The organism is Streptomyces sp. CC224B, assembly GCF_030010595.1.
Taxonomy (GTDB): domain Bacteria; phylum Actinomycetota; class Actinomycetes; order Streptomycetales; family Streptomycetaceae; genus Streptomyces; species Streptomyces longispororuber.
Map to the genome: position 1 here is coordinate 42333 of NZ_JASCXL010000009.1, position 16314 is coordinate 58646.

General features: G+C 74.8%; 13 protein-coding genes. 6 read left to right on the plus strand and 7 right to left on the minus strand.

Annotation, left to right across the window (positions count from 1 at the left end; all coding sequences use genetic code 11):
• Nucleotides 1-211: 211 nt before the first annotated feature.
• Nucleotides 212-1915, minus strand: coding sequence for a helix-turn-helix domain-containing protein (locus QK440_RS05700; protein ID WP_282791857.1), 1704 nt, complete (start codon nt 1913-1915; stop codon nt 212-214).
• The gene (locus tag QK440_RS05705; RefSeq protein WP_282791858.1) at nt 1912-2103 is read right to left on the minus strand and encodes a hypothetical protein; all 192 of its coding nucleotides are present in this window, start codon (nt 2101-2103) and stop codon (nt 1912-1914) included. Before QK440_RS05705 ends, QK440_RS05700 begins: the two co-directional genes overlap by 4 nt.
• Nucleotides 2104-2381: 278 nt before the next feature.
• On the opposite strand from QK440_RS05705, the gene QK440_RS05710 reads away from it, so the two are divergent.
• A complete protein-coding gene (locus QK440_RS05710; RefSeq protein WP_282791859.1) occupies nt 2382-3269 on the plus strand; it encodes a DUF4394 domain-containing protein in 888 nt (295 codons plus the stop codon).
• Nucleotides 3270-3362: 93 nt separating this feature from the next.
• Here QK440_RS05710 and QK440_RS05715 read toward each other — a convergent pair whose 3' ends face one another.
• Together QK440_RS05715 and QK440_RS05720 are read right to left on the minus strand one after the other, a co-directional pair.
• Entirely contained in the window at nt 3363-5651 is a 2289-nt protein-coding gene (locus QK440_RS05715; RefSeq protein ID WP_282791860.1) for an excinuclease ABC subunit UvrA, read from the minus strand.
• Between the two features lie 10 nt (nt 5652-5661).
• Entirely contained in the window at nt 5662-7359 is a 1698-nt protein-coding gene (locus tag QK440_RS05720; protein ID WP_282791861.1) for an ABC-F family ATP-binding cassette domain-containing protein, read from the minus strand.
• Nucleotides 7360-7817: 458 nt separating this feature from the next.
• Between QK440_RS05720 and QK440_RS05725 the strand changes: the two genes are divergently transcribed.
• Nucleotides 7818-8651 (plus strand): isocitrate lyase/phosphoenolpyruvate mutase family protein, encoded by an 834-nt coding sequence (locus tag QK440_RS05725; RefSeq protein ID WP_282791862.1) that lies wholly within the window; start codon nt 7818-7820, stop codon nt 8649-8651.
• Nucleotides 8652-9059: 408 nt separating this feature from the next.
• Here the strand turns inward: QK440_RS05725 and QK440_RS05730 are convergent, their stop codons facing one another.
• Nucleotides 9060-9476: an SsgA family sporulation/cell division regulator gene (locus QK440_RS05730; RefSeq protein WP_282791863.1), complete on the minus strand. Its 417-nt coding sequence runs from the start codon at nt 9474-9476 to the stop codon at nt 9060-9062.
• A gap of 244 nt (nt 9477-9720) precedes the next feature.
• On the opposite strand from QK440_RS05730, the gene QK440_RS05735 reads away from it, so the two are divergent.
• Nucleotides 9721-10971: an oxidoreductase gene (locus QK440_RS05735; RefSeq protein ID WP_282791864.1), complete on the plus strand. Its 1251-nt coding sequence runs from the start codon at nt 9721-9723 to the stop codon at nt 10969-10971.
• A 25-nt stretch (nt 10972-10996) separates the two neighbouring features.
• Here the strand turns inward: QK440_RS05735 and QK440_RS05740 are convergent, their stop codons facing one another.
• Entirely contained in the window at nt 10997-11296 is a 300-nt protein-coding gene (locus tag QK440_RS05740; RefSeq protein WP_282791865.1) for a YciI family protein, read from the minus strand.
• Nucleotides 11297-11468: 172 nt separating this feature from the next.
• Here QK440_RS05740 and nfi point away from each other — a divergent pair, with 172 nt between their 5' ends.
• A complete protein-coding gene (gene nfi, locus QK440_RS05745; protein WP_282791866.1) occupies nt 11469-12173 on the plus strand; it encodes a deoxyribonuclease V in 705 nt (234 codons plus the stop codon).
• Nucleotides 12174-12328: 155 nt separating this feature from the next.
• On the opposite strand, the gene QK440_RS05750 is transcribed toward nfi, so the two are convergent.
• Nucleotides 12329-13642 (minus strand): saccharopine dehydrogenase NADP-binding domain-containing protein, encoded by a 1314-nt coding sequence (locus tag QK440_RS05750; protein ID WP_282791867.1) that lies wholly within the window; start codon nt 13640-13642, stop codon nt 12329-12331.
• 253 nt (nt 13643-13895) lie between these two features.
• Between QK440_RS05750 and QK440_RS05755 the strand changes: the two genes are divergently transcribed.
• Both QK440_RS05755 and QK440_RS05760 read left to right on the plus strand, forming a co-directional pair.
• Nucleotides 13896-15035, plus strand: a complete 1140-nt coding sequence (locus QK440_RS05755) for a CaiB/BaiF CoA-transferase family protein (protein WP_282791868.1) — start codon at nt 13896-13898, stop codon at nt 15033-15035.
• Nucleotides 15036-15122: 87 nt separating this feature from the next.
• A complete protein-coding gene (locus tag QK440_RS05760) occupies nt 15123-16265 on the plus strand; it encodes an acyl-CoA dehydrogenase family protein (protein ID WP_282791869.1) in 1143 nt (380 codons plus the stop codon).
• Nucleotides 16266-16314 lie beyond the last annotated feature (49 nt).

Below are 16314 nucleotides of genomic sequence, written 5' to 3' on the forward strand. Positions count from 1 at the left end.
GGTGGGGACGGGCGGGGCGGTGCGCGGAGGGGCCGCGGCACCGGTCCCCGCGGACAAGGATACCTACGGCATCGTAGGTTACGTTTCCGTAGGTTAAACCCGCTGTAAAGGTGTGACGGTCGTCTCAGCGGCCAGTGGCGCGTGGTTCCTGGTCCCGGCGGGCGGGGGCGCGTGGTGGCTGACCTGGTGTGCGGGGGCGCGCGGCGGTCGCTCACCGCATCGCCAGGCGCCGGGTGACGGCCGCGCTGAGGATCCGTACGCCGCGCGTCGAGCCCGGCGGGAGGCCGGTGAGCTCCCGCACCCGGCGCAGCCGGTAGTCGAGGGTGCGGGGGTGGACGTTGAGGGCGGCCGCCGTGGCGCTCCGGTCCATGTCGTGGCGGTAGTACGCGTCGAGGGTGACGACGAGGTCCGGCCCGGGTTCGAGGCGCCCGGCCACGGTGGCCAGCCAGGCGTCGACGAGGGGTACGTCCGCGACGGCGAGTTCGACGAAGACGTCGGCGGTGGTGTGCGGCCGCGGCCCGGCGGGCGCGTGCCGCAGCGGCGCCGCCCTGCTGATCCGCCGGGCCCGGGCGAGGGCACCGGCGAGCTCCGCGAGCGGCGCGGTGGCGGTGCCCGCGGCGCAGGGGCGGCCGATGGCTCCGGCGAAGTCCCGTACGAGGTCACGGGCGAGGTCGGGCACGGGCTCGAAGGTGAGGTCCGGGACGGGGTCGAGGGTCAGCTCCGGTGCGGGGGCGGGTTCGCGTGCGGGTGCGGGAGGGGGAGCGGGGGGAGGGGCGGCGCTGGGCAGCGGGGGTCTGCGGCTGGAGGGGGGCGCGGGAGGGGGCGTGCGGTCGGAGGCGGCTGCGGGAGGTCTGCGGCTGGAGGGAGGCACGGGAGGTGTGCGGCCGGGGGTGGGTGCGGGGCGTGTGCGGCCGGAGGCGGCTGGGGGAGGGGGCGTGCCGCCGGAGGTAGGCGCGGGCGGCGTACGGCCGGGGGTGGGCGCGAGAGCAGGCGTGTGACCGGAGGTGGATTCGGGGGCGGGTGTGTGTCCGGAGGCGGGTGCGGGAGGGGGCGTGCCGCCGGAGGCGGGCGCGGGAGGCGGGCCGCCGGGGGTGGAAGTGGGAGCAGGCGTGTGGCCGGAGGCAGGTGCGGGAGACCTGCGCACGGGCGCAGGCGCGGGCGGTGTGCGGCCGGATGGGGGGTGGGGGTCGGGCGTGCGGCCGGAGTGGGGCGTGGGCGGACGGGCGCAGCCGGAAGGGGGCGTGGGAGGCGTGTGGCCGGAGGTGGTTGCGGGAGGTGTGCGGCCGGAGGTGGGTGCGGGGGGTTTGCGGACGGGGACAGGCGCGGGCGGCGTATGGCCGGGGGTGGGTGGGGGTGTGGGGGTGTGGCTCGGGGGCTCGGGTGGCTTCGGGGGGTCCTCGGTGCTGGGGACCACGGCGATCAGCTCCCCGCCCCCGTCGCCCGCCGGGCACCACACCATCGGCACCCGGTGGGTCTTCACCAGGTGCTCGACCGCGTGCTGCGGCCCGCCGGGACCACCCGCCCCGTGCGGCACACGGATCACCGTCACCGCGCAGTACGGGGGCAGCTCCATGCCCACGGCCGGGGCGAGCTCCGCCGCCAGGGGGTCGTGGGAGAGGAGCGACCGGGCGAGCAGGGCGACCTGCTCGACGTACGGCAGGCGGCGGCGCAGGGCGGTCACGAAGCCCTGGCAGTAGGCGCCGATGCCGCGCTCGCCCTGCGGCGCGAACCAGCCCATGACGCGCAGGAGTTCCTGGGCGGCGCCGCCGCGCTGGGCGTCGACCGCCTCGTGGATGTCGCGCAGCATCAGCGCGGTGTGCAGGCGCAGGACGCGCTGCCGTGACTCCAGGGACATGCCCGAGCCGCCCCGCACCTCGCCCATGGCGGCGATGGCGGCGAGGTCGTCCGGCGTCAACGGGGCGTCGTACGGGCGAGTTCGAGCGTGCGGCGACGCAGCCACACCGCGTACTCCAGTGTCTCGGCCCGGGCGCGGGCGTCGGTGTCCAAGGAGGCGAACTCCGGGATCTCGCGCGCGTACGCCTCGACCTCCCGGCGTGCGCTGGCCGCCGCTTGCCGGGCCAGCTCGGCGAAGAGGCTCCTCATGGCCGCGAGCATCCCACCGCGTGCGAACGGCCCGACAGGCGGGAACCGGTCGGCGTGCACATGTCGCGCACATATCACCCGGGACGGCGGGCGGCCGTTTGTCACCGGGCGCAAAGTTCCCCGGATGCGGCGGCGTTGTCCCCGGATCCGCTTGTCGGCCCCCGGTGACCTGGGCTTAATGAGAACCGCGTACCCGCCCGTGGGGGGAACACCGTGGCGACCGGGGAGACCCGCATCCGCCCCAAGACGCAGTCCGCAACAACGGGAGGGAAGACACCATGAAGGCTCTCAGCAGCATGCGCGCCAGGAGGAGATGCGCGGCGGCGGTCGCGGTGCTCACCGCGTCGACGGCGCTCATGATGGGGGCGCCCGGCACCGGCTCGGCGGCGCCCGCCGTCGTGCCCAGCGTGCAGGCGTTCGGGATCAGCGGCGACGGCCTCCTGATGGCCTCGTTCAAGACCGACAACCCGCGGCAACTGGACTGGGTGCGGGAGATCACCGGCCTCAAGGGCGACCAGAAGGTGGTCGGCATCGACTTCCGGGTCCAGGACGGCCAGTTGTACGGGGTCGGCGACAAGGGCGGGATCTACACGTTCAAGTGGCCGCCCGAGGTGCCGGAACCGACCGCCACCAAGGTCTCCCAGCTCCAGTTCGACCTGCTCGGCACCAACTTCGGCGTGGACTTCAACCCGGCGGCCGACCGGCTCCGGGTGATCAGCGACGGCGCCCAGAACCTGCGGCACAACCTGAACAACCACACCACGGAGGAGGACATCGCCCTCACCGCCCCGCCCGTCACCGGGTGGGCCAGGGGCGTCAGCGCGGCCGGTTACACGAACAACGACCTGAACGGGGCCACCGGCACCCTCCTCTTCGACATCGACACCAGGCTGGACCAGCTCGTCGTCCAGGCCCCGGCCAACAACGGCACCTTGTCGGCGGTCGGCTCCCTGGGGGTCGACGCGGGGCCCAACGCGGGCCTCGACGTCTACAGCACCCTCTCGGGCGGCAAGACGGTCTCGAACGCGGGCTTCGCCGTCCTCGGCCCCGCGTCCGGCACCGGCAATCCCAGTCTGTACAACGTCAACCTCTTCACCGGTGAGACCGGCGTCATCGGCCGCTTCCCCGTGAACATCACGGACCTGGCCATCTATCCCAGCAGGTGAGCCCGGACCGCGGCCCGGCGACCACCGGGCCGCGGTGTCCACCGGGCGGTGGTGACCGACGGGCCGCGGTGACCACCGGGCCGCGGTGACGGCCTACGCGGCCACCGCCCGCCGCAGGTGCTCCGCGGTGAACGAACCCTCCGCGGCCAGCAGTTCGCGCGGCGTCCCCTCGAAGACGATCCGGCCGCCGTGCTTGCCGCCGTCGGGCCCGAGGTCGACGACCCAGTCCGCGTGCTTGACGACGTCCAGGTTGTGCTCGACGACCAGGACGGTGTTCCCCGCGTCGACGATCCGGTCGAGCAGCGCGAGGAGCCCGGCGACGTCCGCCATGTGCAGCCCGGTCGTCGGCTCGTCCAGGACGTACGTCGTGCCGGTCCGGTGGAGCTGCGTGGCGAGCTTGATGCGCTGGCGCTCGCCGCCGGAGAGGGTGCTCAGCGGCTGCCCGAGGGTGAGGTACGTGAGCCCCACGTCCCGCAGCGCCCCGAGGCGGCGGCGCACCGCCGCGTCCGGGAAGTCCTCCAGGAACGCCAGCGCGTCCTCGGCCGTCATGTCCAGGACGTCCACGATCGAGCGCCCGCCCACGGTGAGGCGCAGCACCTCCTCCTTGAAGCGCCGTCCCGCGCACCGCTCGCAGACCGTCGTGACCGGGTCCATGAAGGCCAGGTCGCTGTAGATGACGCCGCGGCCCCGGCAACTCTCGCACGCACCGCTGGAGTTGAAGCTGAACAGACCACCCTCCGCGCCCGTGTGCCGGGCGAACAGCGCGCGCACCCGGTCCATGATCCCCAGGTACGTGGCCGGGGTGGACCGCCCCGAGATCCCGATGGACGACTGGTCCACGACCACGGCGTCCGGGTGCTGCGCGGTGAACACCTCGGAGACGAGCGTGCTCTTGCCCGATCCTGCGACCCCGGTGACGACCGTGAGCACGCCGGCGGGCAGGCGGACGGTGACGTCCTTGAGGTTGTGCAGCCCGGCGTCCTTGATCCACAGCTCGCCGGACGGTTCGCGCGGGTGCTCCTTGACGCCCGTGGCGCGGCGCAGGGCGCGGCCGGTGAGGGTGTCGGCGGCGCGCAGCTCCGCGGGGGTGCCCTCGAAGACGACGTGGCCGCCGTGGGTGCCCGCGGCCGGGCCCATGTCGACGACGTGGTCGGCGACCGCGATCACGTCCGGGTCGTGCTCGACGACGAGGACGGTGTTGCCCTTGTCGCGCAGGCGCAGCAGCAGGTCGTTGAGCCGGCCCACGTCCCGCGGGTGCAGCCCGACGCTCGGCTCGTCGAAGATGTACGTCATGCCGGTCAGGCTGGAGCCCAGGTGCCGGACCATCTTCAGGCGCTGGCCCTCGCCGCCGGAGAGCGTGGACGTCTCGCGGTCCAGGCTGAGGTAGCCGAGCCCGATGGCCTCGACGCGCTCCAGCGCGGCAACGGCCGCCGCCGCGACGGGCCCCGCGACCGGGTCGTCGACGCGGCCCAGCTCCGCGATCAGGTCGGTGACCTCCATCCGGGCGCAGTCGGCGATGGACAGGCCGTTGATCCGGGTGGCGAGCGCCGCCGGGTTGAGGCGCGCGCCGTCGCAGGCGGGGCAGCGGGCCTCGGTGAGGAACGCCTGCACCAGGTCGCGGGTCTTCTGCGACAGGGCGGACAGGTCGCGGTTGAGGTAGAGGCGTTCGAAGCGGTCGGCGAGCCCCTCGAAGTCGATGTCCCGCGCGCCGCCGGTGTTGTCGATGGTGACCTTCCCGCTGCCGGGGCGCCCGCGCAGCAGGAATTGCCGCTCCTCGGCGGTGAAGTCGCCGACCGGCTTGTGCGGGTCCAGGTCCGGGCTGTTGGTGTACGTCTGGCCGTGCCAGGTCCCGGCGGCGAACGGCGGGAACAGGACCGCGCCGTCCGCCAGGGACCTGGCCGGGTCCAGGATGCGGTCGTAGTCGGGCCGCACCGTGCGGCCGAGCCCGTCGCACTCGGGGCACATGCCGCTCGGGTCGTTGAAGGAGTACGCGGTGGCCGGGCCCGCGCTGGGCGTGCCGTGCCGGGAGAACAGGACCCGGATCACCGCGTAGATGTCCGTCATCGTGCCGACGGTCGACCGGGAGTGGCCGCCGATCGGCTTCTGGTCCACCACGATCGCGGGCGCCAGGTCCTCGATGGCGTCCGCCTGCGGCCGCTCGTACTTCGGCAGCCGGTTGCGGACGAACCACGTGAACGTCTCGTTGAGCTGGCGCTGCGACTCCACGGCGATGGTGTCGAAGACGACCGACGACTTCCCCGAGCCGGACACCCCGGTGAAGACCGTCAGCCGGCCCTTCGGAATGCGCAGGCTCACCTCCTTCAGATTGTTCTCACGGGCTCCGGTGACGGTGATGTGGTCGTGCGTGAGTGCTGCGTGCATGCACCCGACGCTAGGCGGAATACCCGACAGCCTCTGTCCTGTTTTCCGGGTCGTTTTCGGCGGTCCCGGCACGGCCGCCGTCCGTCATGTCCCCCGGACCCGCGATCTCCCGTAGCTCCCCGTCGAGCAGCAGCCAGCGCGTGATGCCGAGGGACTCCAGGAACGGCAGGTCGTGGCTGGCCACGACCAGCGTGCCCTCGTACGACTCCAGGGCCGTGGTGAGCTGCCGGACGCTCGCCATGTCGAGGTTGTTCGTCGGCTCGTCGAGCAGGAGGAGCTGCGGCGCGGGCTCGGCGAGCATGAGCGCCGCGAGCGCCGCCCGGAACCGCTCGCCGCCCGACAGGGTGCCCGCCCGCTGGTCGGCCTTGGCGCCCCGGAACAGGAAGCGGGCGAGCCGGGCCCGGACCCGGTTGTTGGTCGCGTCCGGGGCCTGCCGCGCCACGTTCTCCGCCACGGACAGCTCGTCGTCGAGCACGTCGAGGCGCTGCGGCAGGAAGCGCAGCGGCACATGGGCCCGCACCTCTCCCGCCACCGGCGCGAGGTCACCGCCGATGGTCCGCAGGAGCGTGGTCTTGCCCGCGCCGTTGCGGCCCACGAGCGCGATCCGCTCCGGCCCGCGCAGCTCGAACTCGCCCCGTACGGACGATCCGTAACGCAGCGTCAGGTTGCTCAGGGACAGGACCGTGCGGCCCGGCGGAACCGCCGTGTAGGGCAGGTCGACGCGGATCTCGTCGTCGTCCCGCACCGCCTCGACGGCCTCGTCGAGGCGCTCCCTGGCCTCGGTGAGCCTCCCCTCGTGCAGGGTGCGGTGCTTGCCGGCGGACTCCTGCGCCGCCCGCTTGCGGTTGCCCATGACGATCTTCGGCTCGCGCTTCTGGTCCCACATCTTCTGGCCGTAGCGCTTGCGGCGGGCCAGCTTGACCTCGGCCTCGACCAGTTCGCGCTTCTGCTTGCGCAGATCGGCCTCGGCGGCGCGCACCATGCGCTCGGCCGCCTCCTGCTCCACGGCCAGCGCCTCCTCGTACGCGGAGAAGTTGCCGCCGTACCAGGTGACCTCGCCGTCCCGCAGGTCGGCGATGTGGTCGACGCGGTCGAGCAGCTCGCGGTCGTGGCTGACCACGACGAGTACGCCGGACCAGGCGTCGACGGCCGCGTACAGGCGCTGCCTGGCGTACAGGTCCAGGTTGTTGGTGGGCTCGTCGAGCAGCAGCACGCCGGGCTTGCGCAGCAGCAGCGCGGCCAGGCGCAGCAGGACCGACTCGCCGCCGGACACCTCGCCCGTGGTGCGGTCGAGGCCGATGTGACCGAGGCCGAGCTGGTCGAGCGTCGCCGTGGCGCGCTCCTCGACGTCCCAGTCGTCACCGACGGCGGCGAAGTGCTCCTCGCGCACGTCACCGGCCTCGATGGCGTGCAGCGCGGCGCGCGTCCCGGCGATGCCGAGGACCTCGTCGACGCGCAACCCGGTGTCGAGGGTGACGCTCTGCGGCAGGTAGCCGACGTCGTCGGCGGTGCGCACCGTGCCCTCGTGCGGGGCGAGCTCCCCCGCGATCAGCTTCAGGAGCGTGGACTTGCCCGAGCCGTTGCGGCCGATGAGGCCGGTCCTGCCGGGGCCGAAGGCGACCTGGAGGCCGTCGAAGACGGGCGTGCCGTCGGGCCAGGCGAAGGTCAGCGACGAACAGGCGATGGACGGGGTGGGGGAAGTAGACATAAGGCGGCCTCGCGGTTGCTGGGTGGGGCGTGGTCGGGTGCAACACGTGGGAGACACCGCGAGGAGGCGTGCACACCGCTCGGGCCCCGAAGGGGCGCGGCCGGGCCATGGAAAAGGGCCCTGTGCCGGGGCGGACGGCTCGTACGCCGAGGTCGCACGCGACGCACACAGCGATCGAGAGCTGTGTGACGCGGTGTCTCAAGACCTCAGACGAGCAACGTCCTTCTCCGTTCGACGGCAACAGAACCGTTGTCCAACGTAAGGAGGTGGGGGAGGGGTGTCAACGCCTTTTCCAGCGGGGCTCGCGGGGGCCTGCGGGCTGTCTGTGAAGGCCCGCGGTGCCCGGGCGGGGTTCGCGGGGGCTGTCGCGGTGGCCCCGGCGGGCCGCGCCCGGTGCCCGGGGTAGGTGTCGGATTTCTGCCGGACCCGGTGCCGCGCGGGCTGGTTGAGTGCTCCGCATGACACAGCAGTACGACACCGCGACCGCCTTCCGTGACCTGCACGTCCCCGGGAAGCCGCTGGTCCTGCCGAACGCCTGGGACGCCGCGAGTGCCCGCCTCGTCGAGGCGGCCGGGGCCGCGGCCGTCGCCACCACCAGCGCGGGGCTCGCCTGGGCCCTCGGCGCCGGGGACGGCGACCGGCTCACCCGCGACGAGGCCCTGGGCGCCGTGGCCCGGATCGCGGACACGGTCTCCGTGCCCGTGACCGCCGACGTCGAGAGCGGCTACGCCGAGGACGCCGCGGGCGTCGCCGACACCGTCCGGGCGGTCCTGGCCGTGGGCGCGGTCGGCGTGAACATCGAGGACGCCTCGCACGGCGGGGACGCGCCGCTGCGGCCCGTCGCCGAGCAGGCCGAGCGCCTCACGGCCGCGCGCGGCGCCGCGGACGCGGCGGGCGTGCCGCTGTTCGTGAACGCGCGGATCGACACCTATCTGCGGGGCGTGGGGGAGGGGCCGCGGGAGCGGCTCGCGCTGACCCTGGAGCGGGCGGCCGCGTTCCTCGCCGCCGGGGCCGACGGCGTCTTCGTACCGGGCGTCGTGGACCCGGAGACGGTGGCGGCCCTGGTCGCGAAGGTCGACGGGCCGGTCAACGTGATGGCGGGGCCGGGGGCACCGCCGGTGGCCCGGCTCGCCGAGCTCGGCGTCGCGCGGATCAGCGTCGGCTCGGGCATCGCGCAGGCGGCCCACGCGCTGGTGCGGGCCGCGGCGCGGGAGCTGCTCACCGAGGGGACGTACGAGTCGCTGGCGGGCGGGCTGGACTTCGGGGAGCTGAACGGGCTGTTCGGGCGGTGAAGTTCGCGGGCGCCGCGAGCTGCGCGCCCGCGAGCCGGGCGTCGGGGGGCGCTGACGGCTGACGCCGCGGTGCGCGGGGACGCGCGGCACGGGCGCGGGCGAGCCCCGGCGGTCACAGGCCTCCGGCAGCCGGCGGGTGTCCGGCATCCGGCGGGGTCAGGTGATCAGCGGAGGCCCGGGGGCAGCGGGTGCCCGGAGCTACAGGTGCCCCAGGGCCAGCGGGCGTCCCGTAGCCAGCAGGCGGCCGAGGTCACAGGCACCCCGGGGCAGCGTGCGCCACAGCGTCAGCAGGCGCCCCCGAAGGCAGCAAGCGCCCCAGAAGCAGCGAGCACCCCCAGGACCAGCAGGCGTCCCCGGACCGGCAGGCACCCGATCAGCAGGCACCCGGACCAGCAGCCCGTCCCGGAGTCAGCAGGCGTCCCGCATCAGGTCGGCCAGGTCCCGGTCCAGGTCCACGTGCCGGTGCTCCTGGCCCACCGGTACGAGGACCGTGGTGCGGTGCAGGAACCGGCGCACGTCGCCGGTGCGGACGTGCACGATGGCCGTGCCCTCGGGGGCGTGGAACTCCAGGACCGTGCGGTCGTACCCGTAGGGGCGGACCCGGACGTCGCCGTCGCCCACCGCCTGCTCCACGCCCTGCGCGAGCAGTTCGCGGGCGAACGTCCAGTGCACCTCGACGCCCTCCAGGGTCGCCGGGGCCGGGAAGCTCATGCGGACGGCGAAGGGGTCGCGCCGGTCGTAGTGGAGTGTCGCCGGGATGGTCGGCATCCGGGGCGCGGCGGCGACCAGGCGGGCCTCGACGGCTTGCTCGATGACAGTGGACAAGGCCTGCTCCCTTGACTCTGGCGACTGGACGACCGGGGTGTGCACGACCGGGGTCGGGCACTTGAATAGACGTGGGAATCGGCGAATCCGTGCACGCGCGGACCCGGTCGGACCGAGTGACCTCCGTCACCGCGTCCCCGCGAACCGCCGCGCGACACCCTCCGTCCGCCGCACGCCCGCGCGCGTACGGGCCCGCGTACGGACCTCTGGACGGCACCGGCCCGGTGGGCTAGCTTCGCCCGCCATGAGGCGCATGGGGCAGGCGGACTTCAGGGGGCGCGTGGTGCGGACGGTACGGAAGCCGGGGCGGTCGGCGGAGCGGCGTACGGGCCGCGGGGCGACCGGCCGGGCCAGGGTGCTCGGCGCGCTGGCGCTCGGTGTGACGGCGCTCGCGGCGACGGTGCTCGCCGCGCCCGGCGCCGTGGCGGCACCCGCCGCGAGCCCGGACGCCACGGGCCGGAGCGGCACGGCCCGGGGTGCGGCCTGGAGCGGCGCGGGCTCGGGCAGCGAGGGCGGGCACGGCGCGGGCTGGGACCTCAAGGACACCGGCACCGACGCCCGATTCCGGGGGCTCGCCGCCGTCAGCCGGACCACCGCGTGGGCGGCCGGGTCGCGCGGCACCGTCCTGCGCACCGCCGACGGCGGCAGGAGCTGGCGCGACGTGTCGCCGCCCGGGGCGGCCGGCCTGGAGTTCCGCGACGTCGAGGCGTTCGACGGGCGGCGGGCCGTGGTGCTCGCGATCGGCGAGGGCGAGGCGTCCCGCGTCTACCGCACCACGGACGGCGGCGCGACCTGGACCGAAGCCTTCCGCAACCCCGACCCCAAGGCCTTCTACGACTGCATGACGTTCTTCGACCGCCGCCACGGCCTGGCGGTGAGCGACCCGGTGGACGGTAAGTACCGCATGCTGTCCACCGCGGACGGCGGCCGCTCCTGGAAGGTGCTGCCGAACCAGGGCATGCCCGCCGCCCAGGACAAGGAGGCGGCCTTCGCCGCGAGCGGCCAGTGCCTGGTGAGCACGGGGCCGCGCGACGCCTGGCTGGCCACGGGCGGGGCCGCGCGCGCCCGGGTCCTCCACTCGGCCGACCGGGGCCTGACCTGGACGGTCGCCGACGCGCCGATCCCCGCGGGGGACCCGGCACGCGGCGTCTTCGGCCTGGCCTTCCGGGACCGCGCGCACGGGCTCGCGGTCGGCGGCGACTACCGGCCCGGGCAGCCGTCGCCCACGGCCTCCGCCGTGACCCGCGACGGCGGCCGCACCTGGCGGCCCTCCGCGCGCCCCGCGCCCGCCTACCGCTCCGGCGTGGCCTGGCTGCCGCACAGCCGCACCACGGCCCTCGCGGTCGGCCCCACCGGCACGGACCTCACCACGGACGCCGGGCGCACCTGGCGCACCGTCGACGACGGCTCGTACGACACCGTGGACTGCGCGCGCGACTTCGGCTGCTGGGCGGCGGGCGAGAAGGGCCGCGTGGCACGCCTGGAGCCGCGCTGACGCGCCGCCCGCGGCCCTGCCCTCGTCAGGCGGGCGGCTCCTGCCGGTACGCGGCGAGCGCCGGGGCCGTCTTCGTGGCCAGGAACTCGGTGATCCGGTACGCGCACACCCCGCCGACGACGAACGGGTCCCCGGCCGCGAGCTCCTCGATCCGCTCCCGGCTGTCCCCGACGGCGAGGATCACCCCGCCGTCACGGGGGTTCTTCCGCCCCGAGGCGAGTACGACGCCCGCGGCGTACTGCGCGTCCAGCCAGGCGACGTGCTCGGCGAGCAGGGCGTCGACGCGGTCGAGCGGGGCGGTGTAGGTCAGCTCCATGACGAACATGATCAGGAGGCTACTCCGCCCTTGCGGACGGGTTCGGGACGGGCTCCGGGCGGGTTTCGGACGGGCTCGGGACAGGTTCGGGACGGGCACCGGGCGGGTGCGGGGCAGGTGCAAGGCGGGCTCCGGGCGGGCTCGGGGCGAGTTCCGGACGGGCTCTAGGCTGGGGCTCATCATGAACACGACCGCCGTCGCCATCCCGCCCCTGCCCGCCGACTGGCCCGCCGACGAGGCGGCGGCCCGTGCCGTCCAGGACCGTCTGCGCGGCCGGGTGGTGCGCGACGAGCCGGGGCCGCCGCCCGGGGCGGGGCACGTCACGGGCGTGGACGTGGCGTACGACGACGAGCGGGACGTGGTCGCCGCGGCGGTCGTCGTCCTGGACGCGGCGGACCTCACGGTCGTGGAGGAGGCGACGGCGGTGGGCCGCGTCGCGTTCCCGTACGTGCCCGGGCTGCTGGCCTTCCGCGAACTGCCCGCCGTGCTCGCCGCCCTGGAGGCGCTCACCGCCGACCCCGGCCTGGTCGTGTGCGACGGCTACGGCGTCGCGCACCCGCGCCGCTTCGGGCTCGCCAGCCACCTCGGCGTGCTGACCGGCCGCCCCACGATCGGCGTCGCCAAGAACCCCTTCACCTTCGCGTACGAGGCCCCGGGCGCGGCGCGCGGCAGCGTGGCGCCGCTGCGCGACGGCGCGGAGGAGGTGGGCGGGGCGCTGCGCACCCGGGACGGCGTGAAGCCGGTGTTCGTGTCGGTCGGGCACCGTGTGTCCCTGGAGACCGCGTACGCCCACGTGCTGCACCTCACCCCGCGCTACCGGCTGCCGGAGACCACCCGCAGGGCGGACGCGCTGTGCCGGGCGGCCCTGCGCGAGGCGACGGGCTGAGCGCGGCGGCCGCCACCGAACGGGCCGCGCGGCGGAGCGACCGGGTCACGCCGCCACCGACCGCACCGCATAGCGCGGCGAGCGCCCGGGCCACGCGGCGACCGCCGCACCGCACCACGCGGCCCCCTAGGCACCACCCGGCCACCGGTGGAGCGTCAGCGCACCGCCGCCACCCGGAAACCGATCCCCGCCGCCGTGAGCCGCGCGGTCAGGGCCTCGCCCATGGCGACGGCGGAGGTGACCTGGCCCGCGGTCTCGGGCAGGTCGTCCAGGGCGAGGCACAGCGCTGCCTCCGCGAAGATCTTCGCGGTCTCGCCGTAGCCGGGGTCCCCGCCCGTCACCTCGGTGTACACCCGCCGCCCGCCACCCTCGCCGACGTACCGCAGCGAGAACCAGCTCTCCGCGCGCCGTGCCGCGTCCGGCCCCTCGCCCGGCTTCACCAGGCCCGACAGCAGGCGCCGCGCGGGCGGGAGCTGCGCGGCGACGAGCAGCGCCCCGGCCGCCGCGACCCCGCCCACGGCCGCGGGCAGCGATTGCACGGCGGCGTAGTGCCGGTAGCGGAAGTCCGGCCCGTAGCGCGGAAGTTCCCGCGCGGAGCGCTCGACGACCTGCGGGTCGATCGTCGGCAGCGGCAGCGCCCACGCGCCGACCTCCCCGGCGTACCGGGGCGCGCCCGGCGGCGCGTACGCCGTACGGTCCGCCGGGCGCGGCTCCAGGTGGCGCCGCTCGCGGGCGGCGGCCAGCATCTGCCGCCCGCGCGCGAGTTGCTGGAGCGCGGAGGAGAACGTCCCGCCGGAGAACCGCGCGTGCACGCGGACGAAGCCGTCAACGCGCAGCGGCACGTCCTCCGGGAGCTGGTGGACCGTGTAGCGCACCCCCAGGTCGTGCGGGACGGAGTCGAAGCCCGCGGCGTGCAGCAGGCGCGCCCCGGTCTCCCGCGCGCGGGCGTCGTGCCGTACGTACATCCGGTCCACGAACTCGGGCTCGCCGGACAGGTCCAGATAGTCCGTCCCGGCCTCCGCGCAGGCGGCCACCAGCTCCTGGCCGTACGTCAGGTACGGGCCCACGGTGGTGGCCACGACGCGGGCGGACGCGGCCAGTTCGCGCAGGGACGCCGGGTCGCCGGCGTCCGCGCGCAGCAGCGGCAGCCCGGCGCACGCGGGCCGGTCGGCGGCCAGGCGCTCCCGCAGCCGCTCCAGCTTCGCCGTGTCCCGCCCGGCGATCGCCCAGCGCACCCCCTCGGGCGCGTGCGCGGCGAGGTACTCGGCGGTGAGCGCCCCGACGAAGCTCGCCGCCCCGAAGAGCACGATGTCGTAGGGGAGTTCCCTGTCCCGCGGGCCCTGTGCGGCCCTGCTGTCCTGGGTGTTCCGGCTGCCGTTGGTGTCCCGGTTGTCGTTGCTGATGTCGCCGTCGTTGCCGGCGTTGCTGTCGGTGCTGTTACGAGTGTTCCGGGCGTCCTGGGGAGTCATGGCGGTCTTGGCACCTCTCACTCGGGTCCTGCTCGGGTGGTACGGCGTCGACGCGGACCGCTGAGGCTAGCGCGCCCGGCCGGGACCCGCGGTCACACCCCCGGCGCCCCGGACACGCCACAATCGGCTAAGCGCTTGCTCGTCCGGGGCTTGTGCGCGGTGGAACACGTTCTTAGCATCACTGGTGTTACATCGGTTGTGTCATAGCGGTGGCGGAGCGGTGTCGTAGCTGTGGCAGAGCGCTGGGGGCGCCATGACAGTGCCGCACAAGGGTGTTCGGGGGCCGCTCGACGGCGTCCGCGTGGTCGAGCTCGCGGGCATCGGCCCCGGCCCGTTCGCCGCCATGCTCCTCGCCGACCTCGGCGCGGACGTCGTGCGCGTCGACCGGCCCGGCGGCGCCGGGCTCGGCATCGACCCGGCGTACGACCTCACCAACCGCAACAAGCGCAGCGTGCTCGTCGACCTCAAGGCCCCGGACGGACCGGCCCGCGTCCTGGACCTCGTCGAGCGTGCGGACGTGCTCGTCGAGGGCTACCGGCCCGGGGTCGCCGAGCGCCTCGGTGTGGGCCCCGAGGCCTGCCACGCCCGCAACCCGCGGCTCGTCTACGGCCGCATGACCGGCTGGGGCCAGGACGGCCCGCTGGCGCCGCGCGCCGGGCACGACGTCGCGTACATCGCCGTCACCGGCACCCTCGGCATGATCGGGGAGCCCGACGAGCCGCCCACGGTCCCGGCCAACCTCGTCGGGGACTACGCGGGCGGCTCGCTGTACCTGGTGGTCGGGGTACTCGCCGCGTTGCACCACGCCCGCGCGCACGGCACCGGGCAGGTCGTGGACGCCGCGATCGTGGACGGGGCCGCGCACCTGGCCACGATGATCCACGGCATGCTCGCGGCGGGCGGCTGGCAGGACCACCGGGGCGCCAACCTCCTGGACGGCGGCTGCCCGTTCTACGGCACGTACGAGACGGCGGACGGCGGCCACATGGCCGTGGGCGCCCTGGAACAGCGGTTCTACGACGAGTTCGCGGCCCTCCTCGGGCTGGCGGAGGCCGCCGACGCGCGCGCGGACCCCGCCCGCTGGGGCGAGCTGCGCGACGCCGTCGCCGCCCGCTTCAAGACCCGTACGCGCGCCGAGTGGACGGCCGTGTTCGAGGGCTCGGACGCCTGCGTGGCACCCGTGCTCTCGCTGCGCGAGGCCCCGCACCATCCGCACCTGGCGGCCCGCGGGACCTTCACCGACCACGGCGGCCTGACCCAGCCCGCGCCCGCGCCCCGCTTCTCCGCCACGCCCACCGCCGTGCGCTCCGGGCCCGCGCGGCCGGGAGCCGACACCGAGGGCGTCGCCCGCGACTGGGACGTGCCCGCGCTGCTCGACGCCGGGACAACTTGAGCACCCTGAACACCCTGAGCACCCCGTAAAGCACGGTCCGGACAGGAACCCGCCACTTCGGCACCCGCCACGACGGAACGGATGACCATGGAACGGCAGATCTTCGACGCCGAGCACGACGCGTTCCGCGAGACCGTGCGCACCTTCCTCGCCAAGGAGGTCGTACCCCACTACGAGCAGTGGGAGCGGGACGGCATCGTCTCCCGGGGCGCGTGGCGCGCCGCGGGCAAGCAGGGACTGCTCGGGGTCGCCGTGCCCGAGGAGTACGGCGGCGGCGGGAACGCGGACTTCCGCCACGCCGTCGTGCTGGCCGAGGAGTTCACCCGGGCGGGCGCCGCGGGCCTCGCGATCGGCCTGCACAATGACATCGTCGGCCCGTACCTGACCGGCCTCGGCACCGAGGAGCAGAAGCGCCGCTGGCTGCCCGGCTTCTGCGACGGCTCGCTGATCACCGCCATCGCCATGACGGAGCCGGGCGCGGGCTCCGACCTCCAGGGCATCCGCACCACCGCCGAGGACCGGGGCGACCACTGGCTGCTCAACGGCTCGAAGACGTTCATCTCGAACGGCATCCTCGCCGACCTCGTCGTCGTGGTGGCCCGGACCACCCCGGAGGGCGGCGCGCACGGCCTGTCGCTGCTCGTCGTCGAGCGGGACATGCCGGGCTTCGAGCGCGGCCGCAACCTCGACAAGATCGGCCAGAAGGCCCAGGACACGGCGGAGCTGTTCTTCCACGACGTACGCGTGCCCAAGGAGAACCTGCTCGGCGAGCTGAACGGCGCCTTCGTGCACCTGATGACGAACCTCGCGCAGGAGCGCATGGCCATCGCCGTCGCCGGGATCGCCGCGGCCGAGCACCTGCTGGAGATCACCACGGCGTACGTCAAGGAGCGCGAGGCCTTCGGGCGGCCCCTCGGCAAGCTCCAGCACATCCGGTTCGAGATCGCCGAGATGGCCACCGAGTGCGCCGTCACCCGCGCGTTCCTCGACCGCTGCGTCGTGGATCACTCGAACGGGCAGCTCGACCCGGTGCACGCCTCCATGGCCAAGTGGTGGGCCACGGAACTCCAGAAACGCGTCGCCGACCGCTGCCTGCAACTGCACGGGGGCTATGGCTACATGGCGGAGTACCGGGTCGCGAAGGCGTTCACCGACGGCCGCATCCAGACCATCTACGGCGGCACGACCGAGATCATGAAGGAGATCATCGGCCGTGCCCTCCTCGACTGACCCGACGCGCCCCTCCCGCACGACGGCCCCGGTAGTCATGGCAGTCCTG

What these genes read in the sequence shown, in the direction of transcription:
- QK440_RS05705 (WP_282791858.1), bottom strand. Translation starts at nt 2,103, where the DNA reads ATGAGGAGCCTCTTCGCCGAGCTGGCCCGGCAAGCGGCGGCCAGCGCA.
- QK440_RS05710 (WP_282791859.1), top strand. Translation starts at nt 2,382, where the DNA reads ATGAAGGCTCTCAGCAGCATGCGCGCCAGGAGGAGATGCGCGGCGGCG.
- QK440_RS05715 (WP_282791860.1), bottom strand. Translation starts at nt 5,651, where the DNA reads ATGCACGCAGCACTCACGCACGACCACATCACCGTCACCGGAGCCCGT.
- QK440_RS05720 (WP_282791861.1), bottom strand. Translation starts at nt 7,359, where the DNA reads ATGTCTACTTCCCCCACCCCGTCCATCGCCTGTTCGTCGCTGACCTTC.
- QK440_RS05725 (WP_282791862.1), top strand. Translation starts at nt 7,818, where the DNA reads ATGACACAGCAGTACGACACCGCGACCGCCTTCCGTGACCTGCACGTC.
- QK440_RS05735 (WP_282791864.1), top strand. Translation starts at nt 9,721, where the DNA reads ATGAGGCGCATGGGGCAGGCGGACTTCAGGGGGCGCGTGGTGCGGACG.
- QK440_RS05740 (WP_282791865.1), bottom strand. Translation starts at nt 11,296, where the DNA reads ATGTTCGTCATGGAGCTGACCTACACCGCCCCGCTCGACCGCGTCGAC.
- nfi (WP_282791866.1), top strand. Translation starts at nt 11,469, where the DNA reads ATGAACACGACCGCCGTCGCCATCCCGCCCCTGCCCGCCGACTGGCCC.
- QK440_RS05750 (WP_282791867.1), bottom strand. Translation starts at nt 13,642, where the DNA reads ATGACTCCCCAGGACGCCCGGAACACTCGTAACAGCACCGACAGCAAC.
- QK440_RS05755 (WP_282791868.1), top strand. Translation starts at nt 13,896, where the DNA reads ATGACAGTGCCGCACAAGGGTGTTCGGGGGCCGCTCGACGGCGTCCGC.
- QK440_RS05760 (WP_282791869.1), top strand. Translation starts at nt 15,123, where the DNA reads ATGGAACGGCAGATCTTCGACGCCGAGCACGACGCGTTCCGCGAGACC.